We start from the raw sequence: 26553 nt of genomic DNA, 5'->3' as shown, positions 1-26553 counted from the left end.
GGGCGGTGGTTGCGGTCGTGGGTGCGTCGGTGAGGGGCGCGGTTGTCTGCCGAGGGACGGGCGGGGGTCGTTCAGGGGGGAGGGGTGCCCGGGTCCGGGGTGCGGTGGACCGTCGCCCGGATCACTCCGAGGTCGACCAGGTCCTGGGGCCGCAGGCGGAGTCGGTCCGCCGTCGCCTCCACCTCCTGCGGTGGCCGCTTCAGGATCGCCGCCGCCGACTCCGGTGCTATGACCGAGAAGTAACTGTCCGGCGTGGCCCAGGTGTTGCCGGGCGCCGCCAAGGCCAGCGCCCCGCCCGAGCCGCCCTCCCCGATCACCAGCGTCGTGATCGGGACGCGGGCCGCGGCCACCGCGCCGAACAGGTCCGCGATCGCCGCCCCCACGCCCTGCCGCTCCGCCTCCGCGTCGTTCGCCGCGCCCGGGGTGTCCACCAGGGTCAGCACCGGGATGCCGAGCCGGTCCGCGAGGCGGATCAGACGGGTGGCGGTGCGGTACCCGGCGGGACGGGTGGCGGTGCCGGTCTGGGCGGCGTACGCGACCGTGCGGCCCTCGTGGTCCCCGAAGCCGCACAGCATGCCGTCGGGGTCGGTGCCGCCGCAGCGGTCGCCGCTGATGGTGACGCGGTCGGTGAAGTACGCGTCCAAGTAGCGGGCGGCACGGGGACGTTCGGGTGAGCGGGCGCGCCGGACCGCGTCCCAGCCGGTGGCGGGCGGGTCGGTGGCGCCGAGCGGGCGCGGCGGCGGGGCGGCTTCGGTGCCGGATGCCGTGAGCAGCCGTAGCCACCGGCCCAGTTCGGTCCGCAGCGCCTCGGGCCGCACGACCGCGTCCACCGCACCCGCCCTCACCTGCGCCTCCGCCGTGTAGGCGGCCGGGTCCGCGTCAGGTGGGCGGACCCGGGAGCCCGCGAAGCCGACCTGGGCGCCGGGAAGGGCAAGGGAGACGTCGGCGCCCGCGCCGAGGGTGGCCCAGCCGCCACCGGTCGTCGGATCCCGCAGGACCGCTATCTGCGGCAGCCCGGCCGCGCGGGTCAGTTCCGACTGGCGGGCCACCCGCTGGAGTTGGGTCAGGGCGAGCATGCCCTCCTGCATCCGGCTGCCGCCCGTCGCGACCAGGGGGACCACCGGAAGACGCCGGTCCCGGGCGTACGTGTACGCCGCCTCCAGCCGGTCGCCGGTGCGTTCGCCGAGCGAGCCGCCCAGGAAGCCGAACTCGAAGGCGATCAGGACCGCGCGGGTGCCCTCGACGGTGGCGGTGCCGCAGAGCACCGACTCCTCCTCGCCGGTGCGCTGGGCGGCGCGGGCGCGCGAGGCGTCGTAGCCGGGCCAGCCGAGGGGGCCGTCGGGCATCGGGTCCCGTACCGGGCGGGGGAGTTCGGTGAAGTCGTCGGCGAGCAGGGCGACGGCCTCCCGCGCGGTCGCGCGCCGCTCAGTCACGGCTCAGCGCCCGCTTCATGACCTTCCCCATGTCGTTGCGGGGGAGCGCGGTCAGGTGGTGGACGACGCGCGGGCGCTTGTGCGGGGCGAGGCGGCGGGCCACGTGGTCGGCCAGTTCCCGCGCGCTCGGCGGCGCCTGGGGGTCCTCCGCGACGATCCACGCCACGATCCGCTCACCCAGGTCCGCGTCCGGCTCGCCGGTGACGGCCGCCTCCCGTACCCCCGGATGTTCGAGGAGCGCGTTCTCGATCTCACCCGCCCCGATCTTGTACCCGCCGCTCTTGATCAGGTCGGTGGCCTTGCGGCCGACGATGCGGACGTACCCGTCGGGATCGCGCACCGCCATGTCGCCGGTGCGGAACCAGCCGTCCTCGGTGAACGCCGCCGCCGTGGCGTCGGGGCGGCCCAGGTACCCGCTGAACAGGTTCGGGCCGCGCACCTGGATCTCGCCCACGGTCTCGCCGTCGTACGACGCCACCGGCACCCCGTCCTCCTCCACGAGCCGCAGTTCCACGCCCGGCAGTGGCACGCCGACCGTCCCGGCCCTCGGCTCGCCGTCCGCGCGCACGCTCGTGTTCATCAGCGTCTCGGTCATGCCGTACCGCTCCACGACCCGCTGCCCGGTCGCCGCGGTGATCCGCTCGTGGTCGTGCACCGGCAGCGCCGCCGACCCCGAGACCAGCAGCCGGGCCCTGCCCAGCGCCTTCGCCAGCAGCGGCGTCTCCGGGAGGGCCTGGGCGATGCGGTGGTACATCGTCGGCACGCCGAACAGCATGGTCGCGCCGTCGGTCAGCTCACGCGCCACGGCCTCGGTGTCGAACCGGCCGAGGTGCCGGACGGATCCGCCGCGGCGCAGCGGGCCCAGGATGCCCAGGACCAGGCCGTGCACATGGAACAGGGGCAGGCCGTGGACGAGGACGTCGTCGGCGGTCCACTGCCAGGCGTCGGCGAGCGCGTCCAGGGTGTGCGCGACGGCGCGGCGCGGGATCACTGCGCCCTTGGGCGGGCCCGTGGTGCCGGAGGTGTAGACGATCAGGGCGGGGTCCTCGCCACAGGCGGGCGGGTCGGGAAGAGCGCCGTCTGCCTGCGCGTCGACGTCCACGCGCGCCAGGCCGAGCAGCGGGGCGGGGAGTTCGTCGGCCGGTGCGGCGAGGACGAGGCTCGGCGCGCTGTCCGCCAGGATGTGCCCGAGTTCCTTCTCCCCGGACTTGGGGTTCAGCGGCACGGCGGGTACCCCGGCCTCCAGCGCCGCGACCACCGCGACGGCCGTCTCCAGCGTGGGGGTCGCCCACACGGCGACCCGGCTCGCGCCGGCGATCCGGTCCGCGAGGGCGCCTGCCGCGGCGGCGAGCTCCGCGTAGGTCAGGGCCCTGTCGCCGAACCTCAGGGCGGTACGGCCGGCCGACGGAGCGGCTGTCAGACCCGGGAAGAGAGAGGACACGCGTCGTACTCCTTGGCTGTCGCTGCCTGTCGTGACTTGGTGTCGCCTGTGATCGCCTGTGATCGCCTGTGCTCCATGGTGGCCTACCCGCAACCCGCTGCGACCACCGAGGGCCGCACAACCGCGGGCACCACCGCCACCCCGACTTCTCCGTACACCATCGACTGCCGGGAGAAACACCCGCGGTCGGCGCCGCCCACCCGAGCGGCCGCCGCGAAGCGCAGCCCACCGCCGCCACGGCGGCCACCGCGACGCGCAGCCCACCCCCGCCTCGCCGCGCGCCGGTGGACCCCGGCGGTTCCTCGCGGTCCGGTGCCGCGGCTGCCCCGACGGTGCGGGCCGAGCGGGCCTGTCCGAGTCGGGCAAGCGCTTGTTAGCCTGCGCGGTGCCTCGCCGTCCCGCCCGGAGGAACCGCCGTGCCCCGCATCGCCCTCGTCACCTGCCGTCCCGGACCCGAGGTCGCCGTCGACCGCGACCTCCCGGTGCTCGTCGAGGCGCTGCGGGCAGCCGGGGCCGAGGCCGACGCCGTGGCCTGGGACGACGACGCGGTCGACTGGGGCGGTCACGACCTCGCCGTGCTCCGCTCCACCTGGGACTACAGCTGGCGTGCCGCGGAGTTCCTGGGGTGGGCGCGGCGGTGCGCCGAGGCGACCCGGCTCGCGAACCCGGCCGACGTGGTGCGGTGGAACGCCGACAAGCGGTACCTCGGCGATCTCGCCGGGGCCGGCGTGCCCGTCGTGGCCACCCGGTACATCGCGCCGGGTGACTGTGCCGAGCTCCCGGACGGCATCGAGTACGTCGTCAAGCCCACCTCCGGCGCGGGCGCGCGGTTCGCCGCCCGCTACACACCCGAGGACCACGACACGGCCGTACGGCAGCTCGCGCGCATGCACGCGGAGGGGTTCACCGCGATGGTGCAGCCCTACCTCGGGAACATCGACGTCAGCGGGGAGCGGGCCCTGCAGTTCTACGGCGGCCGCCTGCTGCACGCCAGCCGCAAGGGCGCCGTCCTCACCCGCGGGACGCCGTACGACGAGCGCAAGGTCGCCCACCCCGGCCTGGAGCCCTGGACCCCGACCCCGGCGGAGCTCGCGGTCGCCGAACGCGCCCTGGCCGCCGTACCGCGGACTGCCGAGCTGCTGTACGCGCGCGTGGACCTGGTCGACGGGGAGGACGGGCGGCCCCGGGTGATGGAGCTGGAGCTGGTCGAGCCGAACCTCTTCCTGTCGCTGCACCCGGGATCGGTGCCGGCGGTGGTGCAGGCGATCCTGGCGGCGGCCGGGTAGCGCGCCTCGGGTCAGTCGCCGAACTGCTGCTCGTGCCGGTGGGTGCCGCGGGCCAGCTCCTGCAGGATCTCGTGCTCGGTCCTCCCGGTCTCCCGTGCGATCTTGCGCAGCAGCAGCGCGCAGAGGGCCGCGGCGCCGTCCATCAGCACATCGGACGCCGAGGGGTCGTCGCGGCGCCGCTCCGCCACGTACGCCGCCAGGAGGTCGTTCCCGGACACGTAGGCGGTCATGAACTCGATGCCGGTACGGATGCGGTCGTAGTCGCCACTCATGAGCCGAACGATCGCACACGGGTGCCGCCGGGTGTACGGCGCACTCCCCCCGGCGCGCGGGTCAGCCGGTGACAGCCGTCCGCTGCAGCAGCCCCCACGTGAACTCGGCCACCACCTTGTGCCGCACGCCCTCCCCGTCCGGTGCCGAGAACGCCAGCCCCCACCGGGTCGGGGCCGTCCCCTCCAGGGGCCGGGCGGGGGCGAAGGCGCGGGCGGCCTCGTCGACCGTGCAGGACCAGGGGGTGAGGTCGGCGACCGTGCGCAATTCGGGGGCGGGGGCGCCGGGGGCGCGGACCAGCCACTCGTTCCACACCGTGCCGTTCGGGGCGAGCAGCGCCTCGAAGCGCAGGTCGGGCCAGAGCGGGACGGGCCACAGCCAGGCCTCGCACTCCAGGTCCCCCACCGTGCGGGAGACGACCGACTCGGGCTTGCCGAGCACCGAGCGGTACCGCGTCGCAGCGGCGCGGGACCGGGGAGAGCGCACCATCGCCTGCCACCGCTTGTTCGCCTCGCGCATCTCGGCGAGGGAGACACCCAGGGTCCGGCGGGCGTCCTCCACCAGGTCCGGGTTGTGGTCGGCCATGCGGCGCAGCAGCACCAGCTGGAAGTGGAGCGGCGTGAAGGGTCCGGCGGCGGCGTGACCGCTAGCGGGGGGCTTTCCGGAGGGCATGGGGACCATGCTCGCGCACCCGCCCGCCCGGTCGGCGGCCGTCGGGCAGGAAGAGCACGGAGTTGACGTAACGGGGACCTCGCAGCGGGCCGATCGGCAGGACCCGCCGGAGCAGGCCCTGGGACACGACATGGGAGGCCTGCGCCTGATGGCTCTCCAGCGGGAACGCAGACAGCGGCACCCAGCTGCCGCCGGGCAGCACCCAGCCGTCGTAGCGCAGCATCGACAGATACGTCACCACCGGGCCGATCGGCTGGATACGGGACTCCAGCTCCACGAACAGCGCCGGCCGGTCGCGGGCCAGGATCGCCGTCGCGCCCCGCAGCACGGCCAGCTCGTTGCCGTCGACGTCGATCTTCATGAAGCCGACGTCCCGCAGTCCGAGGTCGTCCAGGGCGACGCAGGACACGTGCAGCGCGCGCTGGTGGATGTTCCTGCGCACCAGGGACGACACCCCGCGGTCGCCCGCGTCGCCCTGGGGCAGCCAGAGCCGGGCCGTGCCGGGCCGGTCGGAGGCGGCGGCCTGGATCACGCGTACGTTCGGCCGGGTCCCCGACGCGAGCAGCCGTGCCAGATGGGGGACCGGTTCGACCGTCACCACCTGCCGCGCCCGTCTGCTCAGCCGGTGCGTCCAGGGGCCGTACCAGCCGCCGACGTCCACCGCGGTACCGCAGCCGGACGGGCACAGGTCGGCGAGCCGGGCCAGCTCCGGTTCGAAGCGCGGGTAGACGGCCCGGGCGGTCGCCGCGACCAGGCGGACCGGGAGGTACGGGGCCAGGCGGGCCGCGAGGGTGGTGGTCATGGGGCCATCCGCTTGAGAAGGGCCTCGTGCTCGTCGTCGGAGACCTGCTCCCCGGAGGCCGGCAGCAGCTGCGGGATGCCGTCCACGATCGGGTAACGGCGGCGCAGACGCGGGTTGTACAGCGCCACGGCCGTCTCCCCGGTGTCGGCGGGCGCGTCGGAGGCGTCCGGTGCGACGAGGTGCAGCGGGCCTTTGTCGAGGGGACACGCCAGGATCTGCAGCAGTGGGTCGTCGGGGTTCACGGTGGGGTCAACTCCTTGGCTTCCATGGGGGGTCGAGGGGAGGGTGGGGCCGGCGGGTCGTGCCGTGGCATCGCCAGCAACACCCCGAGGGCGAGCGCCGTGCCCGCGACGCGCAGCGCCAGCCGCAGCGGGTCCTCGGGCAGCGTCTCGCCGAACGACAGCGTGCCGAGCACGGCCGTGTACACGCAGGTCACCGTCGTGCACACCGGCACGATCAGCGAGGCCCGGCAGCGCTGCAGCGCCGCCTGCGACATGACCAGCCCGAAAGCGCCGGTGAACAGCAGGAGGTAGGGGTACGGGGACCGGAGCAGGTCCAGCAGGGCGCCGCCGATCCCGCTCGCCGTCAGATAGCTGGACACCCCCTTGATCGCGAGCGAGCTGACGCCGTACAGCAGCCCCACCGCGACGCCGTACTCGACGCCGGTCGTCGGCAGCCGGTGCCGGTGCCGGGTCCTGCGCTCGGCGGAGTTGTACAGCCACACCCCCAGCGCCAGCGACGGCACGCACACCAGCAGGATCAGCGGGTACGGGGCGGCCCGGCTCACGGCGTCCCCCGCGTCCCGGCCCTCGCGCAGCGACAGCACGACCATCAGCAGCGCGGCGAGGATCGCGGCGAGCGAGTACCGTTCACGGCCGCTGGTCTCCTCGCCCAGCAGCCGGGCGGAGAGCAGGACGAGCAGGACGAGCCCGGAGACGAAGATGCCCTGCGCGGCGGCGATCGGCAGGGTGCGGTAGACGACGAGTTGGGCCGCGAAACCGGCGGCGAGGGCGAGTGAGCCGCCGATCCACAGCGGGCTGCCGAGGACCAGGCGCAGCAGCCGGGCGGGTTGCCTGACCGTCACCTCCGGGAGTGCGGTGAGCGCCCGTTTCTCCAGGACGAAACCGAGGCTGTACAGGGTGTTCGCCAGCAGGGCCGCGGCCACTCCCCACCACATCGTCCAGGCCCTCCTATGTCCGGCGCGCGTGCAGCAGCAGGATCGACGCGAGCGGTGGTCTGGCGCAGGCCAGCCGGTCCAGGGCGCGCAGCGGGCGTGGCACGCCGTGGAAGGGCGCGCCCGCCAGCCGTACCACCTCGAAGCCGGAGGCGGCCACGAACTCCCTGAGCGCGCGGGCGGTGTAGAGCCGCAGATGCCCCACCACCTCCCGCCCCGGCCGGCCGTGGATCGCCCGCAGGCTCACCTCCGAGAACACCGGCTGCACCCCGGCCAGCAGCAGGCCGCGGTTGTACCAGGCGGCCAGGTTCGGGGTGGACAGCATCAGATGGCCGCCGGGGCGCAGCACCCGCCGGATCTCGTCCAGGGCGGCGTCCGGGTCGACGAGGTGCTCGATGACCTCGCTGAACAGCACGGCGTCGGCGGAGCCGGCCCTGAGCGGCAGTCCGCCGTCGGTGAGTTCACCGCGGACCGCGTACGGGATGCGGGTGCGGGCCCGGCGCAGGGCGTCCTGGGACCAGTCGATGCCGACGATGCGGTGGCCGGGCAGGTAGGGGGCGGCCGTCGCCGCGGCGGTTGCGTCGCCGCAGCCGATGTCGACGATCGTTCGCGTACGACCGCCGTCCGCCGGCCCCAGGGCGTCGGCGAGCATACGGGCCTGGCGGCGGCTGCGGGGGGTGCCGGACGCGACGGGAACGGCCGGGTTCTCGTAGAAGTCACGCAGCGCGGGGGGTTTGACCGGTGCGGTCGTCACGGGGTCACCTCCGTGGTGTGCAGGTAGTGCTCGAAGAGGTCCCGCAGGTGGGCGCCGTCGCCGTGGCTGAGCAGGGCGCGCGACCAGCGCAGGGCGAGGTGCAGACGGCCCGCGGTGGAGGCGGTGGTGACGGTGAGGCCGCGGGGCATCCGGGCGGGTGCCGAGAACCACACCGCGTGCGCGCGGCCGGCGTCCTCGCCGAAGTCCAGCGGGTACGGGATCCGGCCGATGTTGCTGAGCAGGGTCGTGGAGGTCCAGGGCGCGGCGGCGCCGCGCAGTGCGCGGGTGAGCGCAGCACGGACGGCGACGGGGGCCCAGGGGGCGGTGAGCAGGGAGGCGCCGTGGCCGAGCTGGGGGCGGGGCAGGGACTTCAGGGCGCGGGTCCGGGTGGCCGTGCGGTGCAGCAGGGCGGGCATGCGGTCCGGGCCGTGCTGCGCCAACTCGTCGACGGCGAAGGGGACTTCGACCAGTCGGGTGCCGTTGCCGATGGGCATGGTGGCGTCGCGGGGGCGGTCGTCCACGGGCATGGTGATGCGCAGGGGGCGGGGGCGGGTGCCGTGTTCCCTGTTCCAGTGGGCGATCGTCAGGGCCGTGCTGACCATGAGCTGGTCGTTGACGGTGTAGGGGGCGCCCTTGGGGCGGTGTGGGAGCGGCAGTTCGGTGACGAGCATGCCGTTGCCGGGGGAGGGCTCGGGCGTGCCGGGCGCGACCCGCGCGGGGCGGGACCAGTGCGAGGGGGTCTCTTCGGGCGGGGGCGGGGTCGTCGCCGTGCGGACGGGGGCGGCGGCGGGCGAGTTGTCCCGGCCGCCGTACACCTCCGCGGCCGTGGCGAGCACGCGCATGCAGGCGGGCCCGTCGAGAGCGGTGTGGTTGATGGTGAGGAACAGGACCGTTCCCCGCGCCGGACCCGGCTGGGGGCCGTCGGTTCCCCGGAGCCGTACACCTACGGCGTCCGTCGCCTCGCTCCCCGCGACCGGTCCCGCTCCCTCCACCACCTCCACCCGGATCGGCGGCGACAGGGAAAGCGGCGGCGCCTCGGTCAGTGCCCGGGTCCGCGCGCCGCGCAGCGCGTCACGTCCGCCGGACGTGAAGCTCACCACCTCCACGTCCGGCTCCGCCGTCAGCTCCCACTCGTACCGGCGCCGGTACCACCGCCCCGGCGCCTGACGCATCAGGATCCGCGGGTGCCGGCGCAGCGCCTCGGCGAACGCCGCCCGCAGCCGGCCCTGTTCCAGCCGCCCCGGCAGATGCACCTCGATGTGGACGGTCTCCGGCTCCTCCTCCTGGAGGCAGTGCCGGGAGACCTCGTCCACCACGGGGAACGGGACGCGTACCGCGGGCCGCGGCGTACCGTCCGCGCGTGCGGGCTGGTGCAGTGCGGTCATGTGGCTTCGCCCTTCCCCGTGTCCTCGGGCTCCGTCGCCTCGCCGGGGCGGGTCGCCCGGAACCTCGGCTTGCTGAACCTGATGCGTGCGGTCGGCGGGTCCGGCTCGGGGCCGCCGGGGCCGCGCGCGGAGACGGTCGGTCCCGACTCGGGCCGCGGGCCCGCCGGGCCGGCGGGCGGCTCGGCCCCCAGCGGAGCGCGCCCCCGCTCCCGCTGCGGCAGGCCGGGCAGCGGACGTGTCGGCGCCTGCGGCGCGGCGGACCCCGGCACACCGCCCGCCGCGACCGGCGCCGGCACGGCCGTGGAGCCCGGCCCGGCCGGTCCGCCCTGCGGGACGTGCCCGGAGCCACCCGCTCCGCCGGCTGTGCCCGCGGGCTCCCGCACCGCCACCACACCGGCGAACAGCCCGATCAGCGCGAGCAGTTGCGCCACCGGACCGAAGGAGCCCCGCCCCGCGCCCACCGGCTCCCCGGCCCCGGTCGCGGCGGCGATCCCCGCACCCGCGAGCGCCACCAGCGCGATCGGCACGAGCAGCGTGTGCCGCCGCCACGCCACCAGCGCCAGCACCGGCACCAGCAGTGCGAACCACCCCGCGATGAGCACACCCACCACCGTCAGGGCCACGGTGCCGAGCCACAGCCCCGGCAGCGGCGGCACCGGCTGCGGCTCGTCGGGGTTCGGCGCCCGCCGGCGCCACAGCACCAGCCCGGCCAGCAGCGCGAGCGCCACCGCACTGCCGATCAGCCCGCCCTCGTAGGTGACCGCCGGCTCGTAACTCAGCTCGACCGTGCCGCCCGACCCCGCCGGGATCCGCCAGCCCTGCTGCCAGCCGTCCAGCCGCACCGGAGTCAGCTCCCGGCCGTTCAAGGTGGCGCGCCAGCCGTCGTTGAAGTTCTCGTACGTCGTCAGATAACTCGCCGCCCCCGACCCGACGGTCACCGCGCGCCGGTCGCCGAGCCAGTCCCGTATGCCCAGCTCCCGTCCGGCGGTCGCGGCCTCGGCGACCGTGCCGCGGGTCAGCGTCACCTCGGTCGCCGCGAGCGGTCCGGCGTCCCCGGCCTCGACCCGGTGCGGCCCGGCCGACAGCCGCAACTCGCCGTCCTCCCGACCGCCCTGGCAGAGGGTCACCTCCACCTGCCGCCGCTCCACGAGATCGCGTACGGTCCCCCGCACGGCGCTCTGGTACAGCTCGCCGTCGATCGCGAGCACCGGCCCCTTCCCGCACGGCAGCGAGAAGGTCCGGGACGCCCTCGGCTGCGGGGTCCGGTACTCGTCGAGGGCCGGGACGTACGCCTCGGTCAGGCCGACCGGCAGCCGCAGGTCCTCGTCCACCATCGGGTTGTACAGGGTCAGCGGGGCCGTGCCGGTGATCGTGATGTCCAGGCGGTCGGTGGTGATGGGCGGGAAGCGCACCCAGCCGTTCTCGTCGACTCCGGCGATCACCGCGCCGTCCGGAGAGCTGATGTGCACCTCGGTCGGCCGGGTGGCGAGACCGCCCGCCGGCGCCAGCACGATCTCGCCCACCGCCTGCTTTCCGGGCCAGCGCAGATGGATCCTCGGCCGGTCGCCGGCGATCCAGGCCGTGGTCAGGTCGCCGTCGGTGAGGTTGCGCGGCGACAGCCCCGCGCCCAGCCGGGCCGTGGAGTCGGCGGTGGCGACGATCCGGTTCCGCTGGTCGGGCGCCACCTCGTACAGCAGCTCGTCCAGTTCCCCTCCCGCCACCGGAACCGCGCTCATCCGCACCTCGTAGGTGCCGGCCGTGGACGTCGTGAAGCGGCGGTGCAGGCCCGCCTCCGTGCCCGTCGCCGACAGCCCGGTGGGGTCGGCCGTCCGGGACAGGGAGACGATCTGGGCCGCGGCACCGGAGTCCTCGGCGTCGGCCGGCAGCCGCAGCAGCCGGGTCACCTGCACGTCCGGCAGGCCGATCTCGGAGAAGCCGGCCCCGGTCAGACCGGGCCGCCGGGACACGGAGTCCGTGATCGTCAGCTTCATCCAACCGGTCGTGCCCGCGGGCGCCTCGACCCGCTGCGTCGAGCCGTCCGGGCGCAGGGAGGAGCTCACCGCCCCTTGCTCCGTCTCCACCCGCACCTGGGTCGCCGCCTCCCGCACACCCTCCTGCGGCAGCGGCGTGACCTTGAAGGACGACGGCATGGTGTACGGGCCGCCCGCGAAGGCGATGCGCAGCCACTCCCCGTCCGGCGACCCCGGCGAGCCCTCGGTCCAGGCCGTGTCCGGGTTGCCGTCGAAGGCGTTCACGGGATCGAACTGCGGCAGATGGAAGAGCCAGCTGCCGTACGACGAGGCCGTCACCGACCGTGCCCCGCGCAGCTCGGCGACCGTCTGGTGGCCGAGGCCCGTGGTCGGCAGGATCTGATGCGGTTGCTCCCCCGCGTCCTGCGCGGCGTCGGGCGCGTTGCGCTCGTCGCGGGTGTACGTGTACGACGTGTTGGCGTTGACGAGCCCGAACCGTGTGTCCGCGCGCCGCAGCCCGTCCCCGACCACCTGCACCGGCGGTGAGCCGAGCCCCGGATGGTTGTCGCCGGTCAGCACGCTCGCCCGGCCGCGCAGCCGGGAGGCCAGCGGCAGCAGCGCCTCCGGTCCGCCGGAGACCACGGCCGTGTCGGCGACCGCCTGCAGCCCGGCCTGGTGCGGGCGCGGCACGTCCGTGCCGGTCGGCTGGTAGATCTCCACCGCCCGCTGCCGCGGGTACAGCCCCTCCACCTGCAGCGGGGTGCCCGGGGCGATCTTCCCGCCGGTCATGACCGGTCCGAGGCCCGTCACCCGCTCGTAGCCCGACTGTTCGAGGGTCCGCTTGACCGTCGTGGTGGGCATGTGGCCGATCTGGTCGGGGTCGAGGTCGTTGCGGACGACGACGTAGTGGATGCCCGCCCGGCTCAGGTAGTCGGCCAGACCCGGCACCTCGCCGCCGCTCACCAGCGCCTGCTCGACGGCGTCCATGGCCCGCCGGTTGCCGGGGGTGCCGAAGGGGACGTAGTCCCGCTGGGCCCAGCGGGAGCGGGCGAGGACGTCGAGGGGCTGGTCGATGGTGGAGCCCCAGGTGTGGATGCCGTGCGCGGTCGCCGGGACGACCAGGGCGCGGGCGTCGGGCGAGTACTTCTCCAGCCAGTCGGCCGTGGCCCGCCAGTAGGTCGGGATCTCCTTGAAGGAGCCCGGGTTGAGGATCGATCCGTTGAGGTACGGCCACATCAGGCCCGGCAGCACCAGCACGGCCGCGGCCAGCGGCGCGAACCGCCGCCCCCGCACCGGCCGCGTGCCCCGCGCCTGGGCAGCCACGCCCACCAGATGGGCGAGCCCCAGCACCAGCGCCAGGGAGAGCCCCGGCTGGAACTTGTAGATGTTCCGGAAGGGCACCAGCCCGCCGTCCAGCCAGTCCCGCACGAGCCCGTGGAAGGGCGCCCCGAACGCCCCGCCGTACCCGGCGAGCAGGACCAGCGCCACCGTCACCACGGTCAGCGTCAGCCACCGCCGCTCCGGCATGTCCCGGCGGGCCAGCCCGGCGAGCCCGAGACCGGCCGCGAGGGCCGAGCAGACGATCACGACCACCGAGGAGGCGACGGTCCAGCCGGCCGGCAGCCAGGCCTCACCGAAGTGCAGATAGGCGACCCAGTTCCCGGCGCCGCGCAGCGCCTCCGTCGCCGCCATGGTCTCGGTCGTGGTCTCGGAACTCTCCACGTACGGAAGGAAGTTCTCGCCGTAGGTGCCGAGCAGCAGCAGCGGGACCACCCACCAGGCGGTCGCCAGGATCACCCCGGGCACCCACCAGGCGATCAGCTTGCGCTGCCTCGGCCCGGGCGGCCGGGACAGCAGATAGAGCCCGACGGGCAGCAGCGAGGCCAGCGTGGAGGCCGCGTTGACGCCCCCCATGAACGGGATGATCAGGGCCGACCGCAGCGCGGCGACCCGAGCGGCGTACCGCTCGTCGGTCAGCGGCAGCAGCACCCACGGCAGGAACGCGCCGGGCAGCGCGGCGGCCGACGTGGAGCCGACCACGGTGGTGAAGACCGGCCACAGCGCATAGGCGACGGCCGCCACCAGTCGTGACCCGCCGCTTCCCACCCGCAGCCGCTCGGCCAGCCGCAGCGCGCCCCAGAAGGCCACCGACACGATCAGCGACAGCCACAGCCGCTCCGCCAGCCACACCGGCAGCCGTACGGCGTCCGCCAGCCAGTAGAACGGCAGCATCGGCCACAGATAGCCGGCGTACTGGTTCTGGATCCCGCCGAAGCTGCCCTCGTCGTGCCACAACTGCCCGAGGTCGGCGAGGAACCGCCCCGGGTCGACGGTCACCCCCAGCTTGGTGTCGAAGGTCTGCCGCCCCGGCTGCACCGCCAGCAACAGGACGAACACCACGGCCCAGAACCCCAGCAGCAGGCGCCGAGAGCGCGGGCCCTCCGGCGGACCCGAGGCGGGCGCCGCGGAGGGCACGGCTGCCGGGGGTGGAGCCTGGACCGTGGTCGTCGTCATGGTGGACACCGCCGGAGGATGAGGAGGAGGTTCCAGGTGGCGAACTCGCGCAGACCGGGCACCTTGACCACGGTCTCTGCGAGGAAGGGCCAGTAGCGGGAGCGCGCGGCGACGATCTCGACGTCGTCGCGGGCGCGCACCTGCCGCAGGGTGGTGCCGACGTGCACGGCGAAGAGGTTCTCGCCGAGCGTGTGCTTGGCGGCCCGCCCGGTACGCCGCCGGTAGCGGGCACGGGCCCGCTCGGCACCGAGATAGTGCCAGGGGGCCCACTCATGACCGCCCCACGGGGACAGCCAGTTGGTGAACGACACGTAGACGAGCCCGCCCGGCCTGGTCACCCGGGCCAGCTCACTCAGGAACGTCTGCGGATCGGCCACGTGCTCCAGCACGTTGGAGGAGAAGGTGACGTCCGCGACGCCGTCCCGCAGGGGCAGCAGGTACCCGTCGGCGACGACGGCCGACTCGGGCGGCTTCTCGCCGAGTTCGGCTGGGTCCGGCTCGAAGAGGAAGGCGTCGGCACCCCGCCGCCGGAACTCCTCGACGAAGTACCCGCTGCCGCCGCCGACGTCCACGACGGTACGCCCGGCGACCGGCCCGCCGTAGGCCTCCACCTGGTCGACGGCGTCACGGGCGAGCAGCGAGTAACAGGCGTCGGGGTCCTCCTGCTCCCGCAGGAACGCACGGAAGAGGGCGAGAGAGCGCCGAAGCGAGGGGTCCTTGCCGGTCCGGGCCTGCGCGGCCCGCCCGACGGGACGCGCGGCACTACGGCGTAGGGACGCCACGGCCCCTCACCGCCTCCGCCGCGACCGCCCGGAACTGCCGTACCGTCCGGTCCCAGCGATAGCGCGCCGCCCGGTCCCGCGCGGCCTTGCCCATCAGCTCCCGCCGATGCCCCGACAGGGCGAGCGTGCACCAGGCGGCCGCGAACGACGACTCCCCGCGGGCCAGCACGCCGGTCTCCCCGTCCACGACGGAGTCCCGCAGTCCGGGCACGTCGAAGGCGATGGTCGGGGTCTGACGGGTGGCGGCCTCGGTGACCACGAGCCCCCACCCCTCCACGGCCGAGGGATGAAGCAGCAGCCACGCCGCACACAGCAGCCGATGCTTCTCCGCCTCGGACACATGGCCCGCGAACTCGACGCCGGGTCCGGCGAGTTGCTCCAGCCGAGCGCGTTCGGGCCCGTCCCCGACGATCACGAGCCGGCCTCCGGTCACGGGCCGGACCCGTTCCCAGAGCCGCAGCAGCAGGTCGATCCGCTTGTACTCGACGAGCCGGCCCACGGCCACGAACAGGGGCTCCGGTGAGCGCTCGCCCAGGGGCCCCGGCTCCTCGACCCCGTTGTGCACGACCCGGATCCGGTCGCGCTCGACCCCGATCGCCCGCAGCGCATGCGCGGTGGACGGCGACACGGCGACCAGCAGACTCCGGTGCTGCGCACCGGTCAGCGCCCAGTGCTCCAGTCTTCGGCCGAGCCGCGCCGCCGGGGCCAGCGGCCCGTCGAAGCGCATCTGCCACAGGTCCGTGTGCACATGGTTGACCAGGCACACCGTCGGTCCGCGATGCCACAGCGGCGCGAAGTACGGCATCCCGTTGCAGACCTCCACCAGCAGGTCGCAGTCACCGACCTGACGGGTGAAGGCGGATCTGGCGCGCAGATAGTGGCCGTAGGAACCGCCTGCGGACACCACCCGGTAGTCGCGGTAGGCCGCCGGGCCCCCGCACAGCAGGGTGACCTGGTGGCCGAGTCTCGTGAGGCCGTCGGCGAGCCGGTCGACCAGCAGCTCGGAGCCGCCGGCGGACCGGTTGCCCAGGTCTCGGTGGGCGAGGAAAACGATTCGGCGCGGATGTGGGGGGAGCGCCGGAGGGTGCTGCTGCGACGCCCAGGGGAGGGATGCGCGCAGCGGGGAGGGCACGTGCTGGGGCATGGGTGCTCCAACTCGTCTCAGGGTGCGGAACTCAGCGTGGGGGAGGGGAGGGTTGTGTTCCGGTGGGGATGGGGATTCGGTCGTTCTCGAACTGTCTACGGTCGTCCTGCGAGGGGTGTGGACAGGCTGTGTCCGGGTGGGGTTGGACAGTTTTCGCCCAGCCGTTCGTCAGGGCTACTCACCGACGTGACAATTTCCGGCTTTGTTAGAGCTGACGTCACGTCACATCGTGAGTGAGGGCTGGGGCATCTCGGTCGTACTCGATGATTCCGGCCGCTTTCGCCCGCGTACCACCAAAACGCCACCCACCGCCGCAAGGGCGAATCCCGCCACAGCCGCCCCGATCGGTGCCGTTTCGCCCACCATGCGCAGCATTCCGCTGTCCCGCTTCGCCTGCCGCACGGCCTCCTTCTGCGTCGCCGCGGTGAACGCGATCTTCTCGCTGTCCAGGAGCACCGTCGCGTCCTTCTCGCCGCCGGGCGCCCGCAGGGTACGGCGCGGACCGGTCTGCGCGTAGATCACCCGGCCGGTGCGCTGGTCCACGACCAGCTTGAACCCGTGGTTGGAGTACCACTCCTCGGCCAGCACCTGCGGACGGTCCGGCTCGTCGACGAGCCTGCCGGGCACGAGCCGGGTGTCCACCTTGCGGGGCGCGACCGTGCCGGTGAACCGGTACCCCGTGTACCCCTGGACCTTCTCGGTGCCGTCGTAGCGCATGGTGACCGTCGTCCCACCGGTGTTGTCCCACCACTGGTAGGACCGTTTCCGCACGTCGAACGGGAACTTCAGATACGCCTCGCCCTCGATGTACGGGCTCTCCTCGCAGCAGTGCACCGGCCTGGTGGTCCTGCGGTCCATCACCCAGCGGTGCGGGGTGAAGTCCAGGGCGTCGTGCGGGTCCGCGGCCGGCAGCGACTTGTCGGTGTCGACGGTCGTGATCACGTCCCAGACGGCGTTGCCGCTGCGCTCGCTTTCCGCCACATCGCCGCGCACCCGCTGGGTGACGGTGATCTTCTGGTCCGGCACGGTCTCGATCTTCTCGGTGTCGAAGACGCTGCCGGTGCCGGTGTAGACGGCGGTGGTGTCGATGTCGACGGGGTTCAGGGCGGCACGCGGGGTCACGTACCACGCCAGCATGGGCGCCAGTACCAGCAGAAACGTGCCGAGGCCCAGCAGGATCAGCGAGAGAGGTGAGGCTGTACGGCGCATCCGGCACTCCTGGGGTTTGACGCATGGTCGATGCACCGGTCGGTGCACGGTCGTTGCCTGGCCGTTCTTGGGCCGGGAACCGTAGGCGTCCATTGACGGAGTGTCAATGTCTTGACGGGTTGTCCCAGCTTGTCGAGACTGGGCACACAGGCAGGGGTTGAATCGGGCTGGCGCACACCGGGGTGGGGACGACCTCCGGGATCTCGGACAGAGAGGCTGACCCTGCGATGCCCAGACTGCTCGCCGCCGCGCTGACCGTCGCGCTCGCCGCCGTACTCGCGGTGGGCGCCGCGCTCGGCGTCGTCGCGCTGCTGGAAGCCACGCCCGACCAGCCGAACACACCTTTGATCACGTACGAGCAGGCGGGCCAGGGGAGTTGACCGTGGCCACGACCCGCTTACCGGCCTCCATGGCCTCCGCCACCCGCTCGGCCTGGCGCGACGTCCCCCGCTACCAGGTCCGCCGTTTCGCGGAGCTGGCCATGGCGGACGCCCCCGCCCTCGCCGAGGAGATCCTGCACGAGATCCAGCGTGAGTACCCGCATCTGCCCGTCGTCCTCGACGAGTCGGGCGAGCCGATGGCCCTGGTCGGCATCCGGCGCGCGATCGAGGTCTTCGTCCAGCACCTGGAGACCTCGGAGGGCCGGCCCACCGTACCGCCCGGCGTCTTCCAGGAGTTCGGCCGCGGCGAGGGCCTCAACGGCCGCTCCCTGGACTCCCTCCAGGCCATCTACCGGTTGGGCGTACGGCTGGCCTGGCGCCGTTTCGCGGAGATCGGCCAGCGCGTCGACATCCCGCCGCCCGCCATGTACGAACTGGTGGACGCGGGCTACGAGTACCTCGACGGCCTCGTCGACCAGTCCGTGCGCGGCTATGCCGAGGCGGCGGCACGGCAGGCCGGCGAGCGGCTGCGCCTGCAGCGCCGCCTGATGGAACTCCTGCTGGCCGAACACCACCGGGGCGACCCGGCGGAGGCCCTCACCGAGCGGGCGGCGCGGATCGGCTGGCCGCTGCCCGAGAAGGTCGCGGTGGGCGTGCTGCTGCGCCCGGCGCGCGAGGCGATGGCGCCCGCGGTCGGACAGGGGGTGCTGCTCGACATGGAGTACGAGCGGCCGCGCATGGTCGTTCCCGAGCCGGACGCCGGCGGCCGTCCCGAACTGCTGCACCGGGCGCTGACCGGCTGGTCCGGCGCGATCGGCCCGCCGGTCCCGCTGGCCGAAGCGGCGAAGTCGCTGCGCTGGGCGGAGGCGGCCGTACACCTGATGGAACGGGGCCTGCTGCCGGCCGGTGACGTCCTGTACTGCACCGAGCACACCGAGGCGCTGGTGCTCCTGCAGCCCGAGGAACTGATCGACGACCTGGCCCTGCGATGCCTGGCGCCCCTGGCGCACTGCGGCCCCACGCACGGCCGACGGCTCGCTCAGACGCTGCTGGCCTGGCTGGAGACCAGGGGCGGGGCGCCCGAGGTGGCGGCCCGTCTCGGGGTGCACCCCCAGACGGTCCGCTACCGGCTGCGGCAGATCCGGGAGCTGTGGGGCGACGAGATGGACGACCCGGACCGGCGGTTCGAGCTGGAACTGGTGCTGCGGGCGCAGCGGTTGAAGGGGGAGCTGGGGGAGCCGCGCCGCTAGATGCGCTGTCCGGGGACGTGCGAGGTGCCCCGACGTGCACCGGACGTCGGGACTTCGCGGACACGGCCTGGCGCGGCGCCGGTCGTCGGCTCGCTCCCGCGTCCTGTCAGCCGCGGGGCGGGGCGGCGGCGCGCAGGCGGCGGCCGCGGCGTGTCGGCCCCCAGGGCTTGAGGACCGAGATCACGGTCATGAAGACGTACGCGCACAGCGACACGACCGGCCCGAACAGCACGTCCCCCGCGTCGGGCAGCGCACCGCCCGAGGCGACGGCGCCGACGGCGGCGTTCACCCCGGGGCGCAGGGCGAGGACGGTGGCGGTCGTCGTCGCCAGGGTCACCCAGAACTTGACCTGCACCCACCGGTGCCGGGCCAGCCCCCACTGCGTGCCCAGCGCCAGCACCAGCCCGCTGACCAGCGTGAGCGACGCCACGGGCAGCAGCAGCCAGTCGGCGAACAGCTTCATGCCCCGCACGGACCCCTCCACGGTCACCGCGGCCCCGGTGGAGGCCGCGGTGACCCCGAGCGCGAGCAACCCCAGCGTGAGCCCCAGCCAGCTCGCGGAGGCGACGACATGGACGACGAGCCAGGCCCGGCGGGCGGGCCGGCGCAGTTTCACGGACGAGGCGGACGTCGGCGAGGAGAGGGAAGACATGGCAACACCGTGCCGCCCCGGGACGGCGAGCACGTCTGACGGCGGGAGCAACGCCTCGTACTCACGCCGGAGTACCCGGCCGCCCCCGACCCCGGGGTCGGCTGCACCCGTCCGTCGGCCCCTGGCGCCCTCCGAGCCGCCGACGCCCGCGCTCCTACACGCCTACGGACTCCTTCCGAGCGGCTCGTCGTGGTGCGGGCCGGTCCAGATGGGCCACCACCGTCGTGTAGAAGCGGTGCACGGCATCGTCCACGCTGCGGATGAAGCCGGACTCGGCATTGCCCCGGGTACTTCCCATCCCCTTGAAGAGGGACAGGCGGAAGCCGGTGATCCGCGTCGCGGTGTTCTTCGGCAGGAGGTCCCCAGGCTCGGGGCGCAGACGTTCCAGGGTGCCTCGGGGGCCGCCGCTCTCGCCTTCGACCAGGGTTTCGATGTGCAGGTCCGCCGGCGCTTCGCCGAGGTGGCGCACCAGGCGCTTGGCCCAGGTGAGGGGGTAGCCCTGTTCGGGCGCGGGGATCTCGACGGACGTGCGCAGCTTGCCGGTGCGCAGATCAGCGCTGATCGTGAGCAGTCCGGGAGCGTTCTCGACGCGGAGATCCGAGTGGAGCTTCCCGTCGCGGCACAACTGGTCGGCCAGCTGAATGCGGCGCGCTCCCGGATCGGTGCCTCGCCTGGCGCGCTGAGTCGGCAACACCTTCTGTCCGAGCTCGCCGCCGAGCCTGAGACACACCTGGCGGATGAGCCTCTCCCAGTTCTCGACCACCTCAAGGGCGCGCGGGTCGCCCTCGCACAGGGTCTCGTCGTTGATGCCGTTGCGTACCGGCACCCACGCCGAGCCCATGTTCTGGAAGCCGTGACAGCCGGAGTTCTCGTGCTGGAGGTAGTGCAGCAGCTCCTGCAGCAGCCACGTGCGGGCCGCGTTGCCGACTCCCTCGTGCCGGATCAGCAGTTGTGCCTGATGGGCCACCTCGGCCCACGAGAGATGCCAGAGAGCCACCTTGTGCTTGCGTCGCCGGTCGATCTTGACATCGACCAGTGGACTGCCCTCCAGCGCGACGTCGTTCGACACCGTGATCACAGCCTCGTAGCCGCGCCGGGCGGCGATGTCCATGTACGCCTGCACCTGATCGGCCTTGAGAGCGTTGCCGTTGGTCTTGGTCTCGACGAGTGCCGTCCACAGCTTTCCGGCACGTTCGATGCGGATCACCCCGTCCGGGCGCCGGGGCGTGTCGCCGTGGGGGAGTGACACCTCGGTGAACGTCTCCATGCGGCCGGACGGCGCCCCGAACGCGGCGGTCAGCCGCCTGCCGAACCGTGGCACCTGCGCCATGACCGACAACAGCACCGAGGTGGCGCGGGTCTCGCGGTCCCGGTCGCTCTTGAGAGCCGACACGGGGAAGAGCCGCGCGGGCTTCCAGGAGTCGTTCTCCGCCAACGACTTCTGCGGTGTGCTCGGCAGGGGGGCCTTCTTCTTCGCGGTTCGCGGTCGGGCAGTTCGTCTGCGTGGCTCGGCCCCGTCGACGGACCGGCGGGGGGCGGGTACTGCGTCCAGCGAGCCGACCGGGCTCGCCCCGGGGGCCTGGCCCGGCGGCACGGCGACCGCCTCACCGGCACCGGCCGGGTCCGGCGCGGTCCCGGCCGCCGCGCCTTCCATGCCGGCGCGCTCCTCGTCGGCGTCCTCCGGGTCGTCGTCGATGTCCACCCCGAAGTCCGTCGCCAAGCCCGCCAGCCCGGAGTCGTACCCCTGTCCCACGGCACGGAACTTCCAGTCCTCTCCGCGTCGGTACAACTCGCCGAAGATGATCGCGCTCACCGATCCGGGGTCGCTCACCGAGAAGCGAAGAAGGTTCTCGCCGGCCGCATCGGCCAGCGTCACCCTCAGGTCGTCCAGTTCTCCGAAGCGGGCCTCGCCGTACCGGCTCGCCGCGACGACGATCCGCTCGATGTCCGGTGGGACCGCTGTCAGGTCGAAGCACATGCGGTCCTCGTTGCCGTCCTGCGTCGGCGTCTTCCCCAGAAGCTGCACGCTGCCGTCGGCGGCCACCGGGTTGTTGTAGAAGTAGAAGTCGGCGTCGCTGCGGACCTTGCCGTTCGTGTCCAGAAGCAGGACGGACACGTCGGCGTCGCCCTCACCTGTCGGGCTGACCCAGCCCAGGCTGACGATGACCGAGCCGACGTCGTCGCTGAGAGCCGCCAGCGCCACGTTCGAGCCCATGACCATGTCGTGCACAGAACCCCCCATATCGCTCGCCTGAGCGCGTGCCTACGAGACCGCCCCAGGCGCCTCCCCGTGCGGCAGAGTGTGACGAGCCGCACACGGCAACGGTACTGGCCGCAGATCGCGCCCGGGGTGCATTCGAGTCGGACCCCGCCCGGCCATTGCCCGGGGCAAGCCGTTCTGAGTAGCCTGTGTTCGTTATTACGATCGGCTGTTGAAATCTCGAACGCAGCCTCACACCCAAGGGAGGGGGCCGGACGTGGGACGCCTCGTACCAGCCGTGACCCGGGCTCTCGACATTCTTGAGCTCTTCCTCGACGGGGACGGCACGCTCTCCGCCCCCGACATCGTGCGCAAGCTCCAGCTGCCGCGCACCACCGTGCATGAGCTGGTCACCACCCTGGCCGCGCGGTCGTACATCGTCCAGGTGCCCGGTCAGCCGGGTCGGTACCGGCTCGGTGTGCGGCCTTACCAGCTCGGCAGCCGGTACGCCGAGCAGCTCGACCTCGCGGCCGAGGGGCAGCAGGTCGCCCGGTCCGTCGCTGAGACCTGCGACGAGACCGTACACGTGGCGATCCTGGAGGGCACCGACGTCATCTACATCGCCAAGGTGGACTCGACACACGCCGTACGCATGGTGTCCGCCGCCGGGCGCCGCCTGCCCGCGCACTGCACCTCCGTCGGCAAGATGCTGCTGGCCTCCCTTCCCGAGCACGAGCTGACCGCACGCGTCCCCGACGACGCCGAGCTCGTCGCCATGACACCGAACAGCATCACCGACCCCGGCGCCCTGCGCGAGGCCCTCGCGCAGATCCGTGAGCGGGGGATCGCCGTCGAGAGCCGGGAATCCAACCCGGACGTGTCGTGCGTGGCCGCCCCGGTGCGGGACCGTGCCGGTCAGGTGGTCGCCGCCCTCTCGATCTCCGTGCCCATGATCCGCTGGAGCGACGACCGGCGCGCCGAGCTGGAGCAGCTCGCCGCCAAGGGCGCCGCGGAGCTGTCGGAGCGCCTCGGCCACCGGAGCGTGGCATGACGGGGACGGCGTACGAGGTCGCCGTGCGCGCCGAGGCGAAGCTCGGCGAGGGGCCGACCTGGGACGCGGACAGCGGCCGGCTGATCTGGATCGACATCCTGGGGTCCCGGATCCACACGTACGACCCCGTCTCCGGGCGTCGCTCGGTGCGTACGACGCACCAGCACATCGGCGCCGCCAAGCCCCGCGCCGGTGGCGGCCTCGTGCTCAACCTGCGGGACGGCGTCGGACTGCTGGACCCGGACCACTCCTTCCGCTGGCTGCACCACGACCCCGTCCCCGGCCGCCGCGCCAACGACGCCGCGGTCGCCCCGGACGGCTCCCTGTGGGCGGGCACCATGCGCTACGACGAGGCACCGGGCGGCGGCACCCTGTCCCGGCACACCGGTGACGGCACGGCCGAGGTGGTCCTCGACGACGTGGCGGTGAGCAACGGCACGGGCTGGAGCCCGGACGGGCGGCTGATGTACTACGTCGACTCGCCGACCCGTCGCGTCGACGTCTTCGACTTCGCGGACGGGCGGGCCGTGAACCGGCGTCCGCTGGTCGAGATCGAGGACGGCGCCGGGTTCCCCGACGGCCTCACCGTCGACGCCGAGGGTTGTGTGTGGGTGGCCCTGTGGGAGGGCGCGGCGGTACGCCGCTACACGCCTGACGGCGAGCTGGACCGGGTGGTCCCGCTTCCGGTGCCCCAGGTGACCGCCTGCGCCTTCGCCGGGCCCGGCCTGACCGACCTGTACATCACGACCGCCCGCGTGGGGCTCGCGTCGCCGCCCACGCTGGCGGGGGCGCTGTTCGTGGTGCCGGGCGCGGGCAAGGGGCTGGCGCAGCCGGCGTTCGCCGGCTGAGGCAGCCGCCCGCGGGCCGAGGTCACCGCAGCCCCGCCGCCTTCAACTCCTGCGCCGTCAGCGGCGGCCCGCTCAACGCCGGCTTGAGCGGGCCGACCAGGGCGGCCAGCAGCACGGACGGGGCGAGCAGCACCTCGGCCCCGCGCTCCAGGGACGTCACGTCGGTGACGCGCCGGGCGATCCGGCCGTTGCCGGTGGCGGTGTGGAGCAGCCGGCCGACATACGCCGCCACCAGCCGGTCGCGCGGGGTGGGGCCGTTCTCGGTCGCCCCGGGATAGAACACGTCCATCCCCAGGGCCAGATCCCATGCCGCCGACGCAGGCCGCGCCACCGCCCGCTGGATCCGCCGGGCCAGACCGGCCGAACCCCAGCCGTGGCGCCGTACCGTCTCCCGCAGGGCGAGCGCGCCCTGGGCCGCGACCGACATCCCGTGTCCGTAGATCGGGTTGAGCGCGCACAGGGCGTCGCCGAGCACGGCGAAGTTCTCGGGCCAGGCCGGCGTCCGCTCGTAGTAGTGGCGCCGGTTGGCCGTGGTGCGGGTGTACGCCACCTCCGTCAAGGGCTCGGCGTACGCGAGCAGTTCGGCGATGACGGGGTGCCGCAGCTCCTCACGGGCGTACCGGAGGAAGTCCTTCGACCCGGTGGGCGGTTCACCGCCGCGCGAACCGAAGAGGGTGACGATCCACCGCCCGTCCTCGATGGGCAGCAGCACCCCGCCGCACCCGGGTCTCCCGGCGCGCGGGTCCGGTTGGACGTTGACGACGGGGAAGCCTTCCCGGGCCCCCTCGGGCGCCCGGAACACCCGGCTCGCGTACGCCACCCCGGAGTCGACCACACGCTGCTCGACGGCCGGTACCCCGAGCCCGGTCAGCCAGCCCGCCGCACGGGAGCCCCGTCCCGTGGCGTCGACGACCAGGTCGGCCGACAGGGTTCGCTCGGCGGCGTCCCGCGTCCGGATCCGTACGCCCGTGACGGCCGAGGCGGTACCGACCGGTCCGAGCGCCTCGGCCCCCTCGACCAGCTCGACGCGCTCGTCGGCGAGGACGTCCGCCCGGACGGTCGCGTCCAGCAGGTCCCGGCTGCACAGCAGCATGTGGTGGGATTCGGCCCACCGCCGGTACCAGCCGTACGGCGACAGGGCCACCATGTCCGTGGTCACGGGCAGTCGGTGCGCCCCCGCGTCGCGCAGCCGTCCGACGACGCCCGGCAGCAGCTCCTCCAGGGCGTGCGCCCCACCCGACCACAGCTGGTGGACGTGCCGGGCCTGGGGCAGGCCCTTGCGCGGCGCGGGCCCGGACGGCAGCACGTCGCGTTCGACCAGGGTGACGTGGTCGGCGACGTCGGCGAGCGCGCGGGCGGCGAGCATGCCGGCGAGGGAACCGCCGAGGACGACGGCGGTCGTGGGGCGTTCAGTCATGTACGGGCACGTTCTCTGCCGGGGCGGCCGCACGGGCACGGACCGCCTGGATGTCGGTGGGGTGGCGCAGGGCTCGGGAGACGGCCCCGATCTCCTGGAGGAGGTCGGTGGTGTCGGGACCGCCGCTGCCGCCCCCGTCCGGGGCCCGGCTCTTGCGGTCGATGGCGTCCTGGATGGTCACGGCGGAGGCGAGCGCCTTGGCCCGTACGGGTGCGAAGCCGAGGGCGAGCGCGGCGGTGTACGACCGCCCGCGCAGATCCTCGTCGATGTGCCGTGCCAGCGACAGCAACACATCGCGGATGAAGGTCTCGCGGCGGATGAGCCGCAGTTCCGGGGTGGCGCGCAGGACGAAGCGCACGCCGGAGCCGTTGACGGACCTCATCAGCAGGTACAGCGGACGCAGTCGGTGGTGGGCGAGGCGGACCCGCCAGCGGTCGTGCAGGTACTGCCCGGCGTGCGGGAGGATGAAGCCCACCGCGATCAGGATGGCGGACAGGCAGGCCACCGGCGGCGCGAGGTCCGTGCTGAGCCAGTCCAGGTCGTTGCCCGTCCAGCGGGCCGCGACGGCGGTCAGCTTGGCCGCGTCGAAGATCAGGTTGAGCGCGTAGCCGACGCCCAGGCAGACCAGTCCCCAGCGCAGCCAGGCGTCGAGGCCGTCGGTGCGTACCCAGTTCCAGATCAGGCGGGACGTGATGAGCACGGCCGTGCAGTGCGCGAGGAGATAGAGCAGGGTCTCCTCGCGCATGAACGGGGTGTTGGCGTAGTAGGTGTCCAGGTCCCGCACCCGCTCCACCGGCGCGTCCGCGAGGGCGAACAGCACCCACAGCGCCACGATCACACCGGAGTACGCGCAGATGACGAAACGCATGGCGCGGCGGGTTTCGGCGCTGCGGTCGGACAGGCCGCTGCGCCAGGCGATGATCAGCAGCAGGCAGGAGCCGCAGAACGCGGTGAGGAGGGAGTACACCAGGGGCGCCGCGAAGTTGGGCACGCCGGTGACGCGGTTGACCCAGGCGATCGTCGCCGGAGCGGCGGAGACGAAGACGAAGCAGGCGAGCAGCAGCAGCCCGCCGACCGCGCGCAGCAGGGGGTCCCGCCACAGCCGGATGATCGTGGGCAGTTTGATCGCCAGCGCGGCGGTCAGTACGACGGTCGGGATCCAGAACGAGATGTACACCTCGCTGAGCAGCCCGGCCGGGTCCAGTGCCAGCCCGGTCATCGCACCGTCCTCCCACTCCCGCGGTACCCGAGCGACCGCTGCAGGGGCCCGAGCGGCTCGTCGAGGTCCTGCCCCGACAGCAGCGGCCGGAACGCCGCCGCCAGCCGGTGCCCGAAGTCCTCGGCCTCGGCCTCGTCCTGCTCACGGGAGCCGTTGCGGGCGGCCACCGCGAGGGCGAGGTCGTCCCAGTCCGGCCGGCGGGCGAGGGCGTGCGCGGCTGCCGCGCCGACCGTGTGGTGGTGGCCGTGCCCGGCGTGCAGGTGCCACAACTCATGGCCCAGGATGACCAGTTGCTGCATCGCCTCGGCCCGCTCCTCCACGATGACCAGGTCGAAGTCCTGGAACTCCACCCACAGCCCGGTCACTTCGATCTCATCGGGGAACCGCTCGAAACGCAGTTCCAGGGGCCGTCCGCCGCGCCGTGCGCTCATCTCCTCGCACAGCGCCTGGCACACCTCGCGCACATCGGCCGGGGGTCGGGGCCCGGCCCGCAGAGCGGCGCTCAGATCGGAGGCCAGGTCGCGCATGGCCGAGGCGCGTGGCGAGCGCCGTGACCGCAGCGCCCGAGCGACCGCCCTCATACGCGCGCCCGCGATGCCCATCGCACCCCCTGTTCTCCCGCCGTTCGGCAGGCCGTTCGAGCCTACGCGGCCCGAAGTGTTCGCGTCATGTGCTCCATCGACCGTAGTTCAAGCGGGAA

23 protein-coding genes are annotated in these 26553 nt (G+C 73.6%); 5 read left to right on the top strand and 18 right to left on the bottom strand.

Annotated features, from left to right (window positions below; genetic code table 11):
- Nucleotides 1-71: 71 nt before the first annotated feature.
- Together ACWCPI_RS27705 and ACWCPI_RS27700 are read right to left on the bottom strand one after the other, a co-directional pair.
- A complete protein-coding gene (locus ACWCPI_RS27705) occupies nucleotides 72-1433 on the bottom strand; it encodes a carboxyl transferase domain-containing protein (RefSeq protein WP_451040690.1) in 1362 nt (453 codons plus the stop codon).
- Entirely contained in the window at nucleotides 1426-2874 is a 1449-nt protein-coding gene (locus ACWCPI_RS27700) for an acyl-CoA synthetase (protein WP_451040689.1), read from the bottom strand. The genes ACWCPI_RS27705 and ACWCPI_RS27700 overlap by 8 nt, the downstream gene beginning before the upstream one ends.
- 416 nt (nucleotides 2875-3290) lie before the next feature.
- Here ACWCPI_RS27700 and ACWCPI_RS27695 point away from each other — a divergent pair, with 416 nt between their 5' ends.
- A complete protein-coding gene (locus tag ACWCPI_RS27695) occupies nucleotides 3291-4160 on the top strand; it encodes an ATP-grasp domain-containing protein (RefSeq protein ID WP_451040688.1) in 870 nt (289 codons plus the stop codon).
- Between the two features lie 11 nt (nucleotides 4161-4171).
- Here the strand turns inward: ACWCPI_RS27695 and ACWCPI_RS27690 are convergent, their stop codons facing one another.
- From ACWCPI_RS27690 to ACWCPI_RS27640, 11 genes are all read right to left on the bottom strand, one after another.
- Nucleotides 4172-4432 (bottom strand): hypothetical protein, encoded by a 261-nt coding sequence (locus ACWCPI_RS27690; protein WP_451040687.1) that lies wholly within the window; start codon nucleotides 4430-4432, stop codon nucleotides 4172-4174.
- Nucleotides 4433-4493: 61 nt separating this feature from the next.
- Nucleotides 4494-5111: a hypothetical protein gene (locus ACWCPI_RS27685; RefSeq protein ID WP_451040686.1), complete on the bottom strand. Its 618-nt coding sequence runs from the start codon at nucleotides 5109-5111 to the stop codon at nucleotides 4494-4496.
- On the bottom strand, nucleotides 5077-5904 hold the full coding sequence (locus tag ACWCPI_RS27680; protein ID WP_451040685.1) for an FkbM family methyltransferase: 828 nt from the start codon (nucleotides 5902-5904) through the stop codon (nucleotides 5077-5079). The genes ACWCPI_RS27685 and ACWCPI_RS27680 overlap by 35 nt, the downstream gene beginning before the upstream one ends.
- Nucleotides 5901-6146, bottom strand: a complete 246-nt coding sequence (locus ACWCPI_RS27675; RefSeq protein ID WP_451040684.1) for a Trm112 family protein — start codon at nucleotides 6144-6146, stop codon at nucleotides 5901-5903. Before ACWCPI_RS27675 ends, ACWCPI_RS27680 begins: the two co-directional genes overlap by 4 nt.
- Entirely contained in the window at nucleotides 6143-7069 is a 927-nt protein-coding gene (locus ACWCPI_RS27670) for a hypothetical protein (protein WP_451040760.1), read from the bottom strand. The genes ACWCPI_RS27675 and ACWCPI_RS27670 overlap by 4 nt, the downstream gene beginning before the upstream one ends.
- Before the next feature lie 25 nt (nucleotides 7070-7094).
- Entirely contained in the window at nucleotides 7095-7832 is a 738-nt protein-coding gene (locus ACWCPI_RS27665; RefSeq protein ID WP_451040683.1) for a class I SAM-dependent methyltransferase, read from the bottom strand.
- Entirely contained in the window at nucleotides 7829-9217 is a 1389-nt protein-coding gene (locus ACWCPI_RS27660; protein ID WP_451040682.1) for a condensation protein, read from the bottom strand. The genes ACWCPI_RS27665 and ACWCPI_RS27660 overlap by 4 nt, the downstream gene beginning before the upstream one ends.
- Complete coding sequence (locus tag ACWCPI_RS27655; protein ID WP_451040681.1) at nucleotides 9214-13701, bottom strand: alpha-(1->3)-arabinofuranosyltransferase domain-containing protein; 4488 nt, start codon at nucleotides 13699-13701, stop codon at nucleotides 9214-9216. The genes ACWCPI_RS27660 and ACWCPI_RS27655 overlap by 4 nt, the downstream gene beginning before the upstream one ends.
- Nucleotides 13698-14375 carry a class I SAM-dependent methyltransferase gene (locus ACWCPI_RS27650; RefSeq protein WP_451040759.1) on the bottom strand — a complete coding sequence of 226 codons (678 nt, stop codon included), beginning with the start codon at nucleotides 14373-14375 and terminating at the stop codon, nucleotides 13698-13700. Before ACWCPI_RS27650 ends, ACWCPI_RS27655 begins: the two co-directional genes overlap by 4 nt.
- A gap of 88 nt (nucleotides 14376-14463) precedes the next feature.
- Nucleotides 14464-15627 carry a glycosyltransferase family 4 protein gene (locus ACWCPI_RS27645; RefSeq protein ID WP_451040680.1) on the bottom strand — a complete coding sequence of 388 codons (1164 nt, stop codon included), beginning with the start codon at nucleotides 15625-15627 and terminating at the stop codon, nucleotides 14464-14466.
- Nucleotides 15628-15849: 222 nt separating this feature from the next.
- Nucleotides 15850-16836 carry a DUF3068 domain-containing protein gene (locus ACWCPI_RS27640; protein ID WP_451040679.1) on the bottom strand — a complete coding sequence of 329 codons (987 nt, stop codon included), beginning with the start codon at nucleotides 16834-16836 and terminating at the stop codon, nucleotides 15850-15852.
- A gap of 227 nt (nucleotides 16837-17063) precedes the next feature.
- On the opposite strand from ACWCPI_RS27640, the gene ACWCPI_RS27635 reads away from it, so the two are divergent.
- Both ACWCPI_RS27635 and ACWCPI_RS27630 read left to right on the top strand, forming a co-directional pair.
- Nucleotides 17064-17216: a hypothetical protein gene (locus ACWCPI_RS27635; RefSeq protein WP_163016988.1), complete on the top strand. Its 153-nt coding sequence runs from the start codon at nucleotides 17064-17066 to the stop codon at nucleotides 17214-17216.
- A gap of 29 nt (nucleotides 17217-17245) precedes the next feature.
- Nucleotides 17246-18466: a PucR family transcriptional regulator gene (locus tag ACWCPI_RS27630; RefSeq protein WP_451040758.1), complete on the top strand. Its 1221-nt coding sequence runs from the start codon at nucleotides 17246-17248 to the stop codon at nucleotides 18464-18466.
- 106 nt (nucleotides 18467-18572) lie between these two features.
- Here ACWCPI_RS27630 and ACWCPI_RS27625 read toward each other — a convergent pair whose 3' ends face one another.
- Together ACWCPI_RS27625 and ACWCPI_RS27620 are read right to left on the bottom strand one after the other, a co-directional pair.
- Nucleotides 18573-19118, bottom strand: coding sequence for a DUF2269 domain-containing protein (locus tag ACWCPI_RS27625; RefSeq protein ID WP_451040678.1), 546 nt, complete (start codon nucleotides 19116-19118; stop codon nucleotides 18573-18575).
- Nucleotides 19119-19272: 154 nt separating this feature from the next.
- Complete coding sequence (locus tag ACWCPI_RS27620; protein WP_451040757.1) at nucleotides 19273-21339, bottom strand: TerD family protein; 2067 nt, start codon at nucleotides 21337-21339, stop codon at nucleotides 19273-19275.
- 256 nt (nucleotides 21340-21595) lie between these two features.
- Here ACWCPI_RS27620 and ACWCPI_RS27615 point away from each other — a divergent pair, with 256 nt between their 5' ends.
- Together ACWCPI_RS27615 and ACWCPI_RS27610 are read left to right on the top strand one after the other, a co-directional pair.
- Entirely contained in the window at nucleotides 21596-22369 is a 774-nt protein-coding gene (locus tag ACWCPI_RS27615) for an IclR family transcriptional regulator (protein ID WP_451040677.1), read from the top strand.
- On the top strand, nucleotides 22366-23217 hold the full coding sequence (locus ACWCPI_RS27610) for an SMP-30/gluconolactonase/LRE family protein (protein ID WP_451040676.1): 852 nt from the start codon (nucleotides 22366-22368) through the stop codon (nucleotides 23215-23217). Before ACWCPI_RS27615 ends, ACWCPI_RS27610 begins: the two co-directional genes overlap by 4 nt.
- Nucleotides 23218-23239: 22 nt before the next feature.
- On the opposite strand, the gene ACWCPI_RS27605 is transcribed toward ACWCPI_RS27610, so the two are convergent.
- The 3 genes from ACWCPI_RS27605 to ACWCPI_RS27595 are packed head-to-tail and all read right to left on the bottom strand — an operon-like array spanning nucleotide 23240 to nucleotide 26455.
- Nucleotides 23240-24634: an FAD-dependent oxidoreductase gene (locus ACWCPI_RS27605; RefSeq protein WP_451040675.1), complete on the bottom strand. Its 1395-nt coding sequence runs from the start codon at nucleotides 24632-24634 to the stop codon at nucleotides 23240-23242.
- Nucleotides 24627-25853, bottom strand: a complete 1227-nt coding sequence (locus ACWCPI_RS27600) for an MAB_1171c family putative transporter (RefSeq protein ID WP_451040674.1) — start codon at nucleotides 25851-25853, stop codon at nucleotides 24627-24629. Before ACWCPI_RS27600 ends, ACWCPI_RS27605 begins: the two co-directional genes overlap by 8 nt.
- The gene (locus ACWCPI_RS27595) at nucleotides 25850-26455 is read right to left on the bottom strand and encodes a toxin-antitoxin system, toxin component family protein (protein WP_451040673.1); all 606 of its coding nucleotides are present in this window, start codon (nucleotides 26453-26455) and stop codon (nucleotides 25850-25852) included. The genes ACWCPI_RS27600 and ACWCPI_RS27595 overlap by 4 nt, the downstream gene beginning before the upstream one ends.
- Nucleotides 26456-26553: the final 98 nt, after the last annotated feature.

This window comes from Streptomyces sp. NPDC001920 (genome assembly GCF_053594495.1).
Note: the sequence above shows the minus strand (reverse complement) of the source record. Positions and strands in the feature narration are given on the sequence as shown.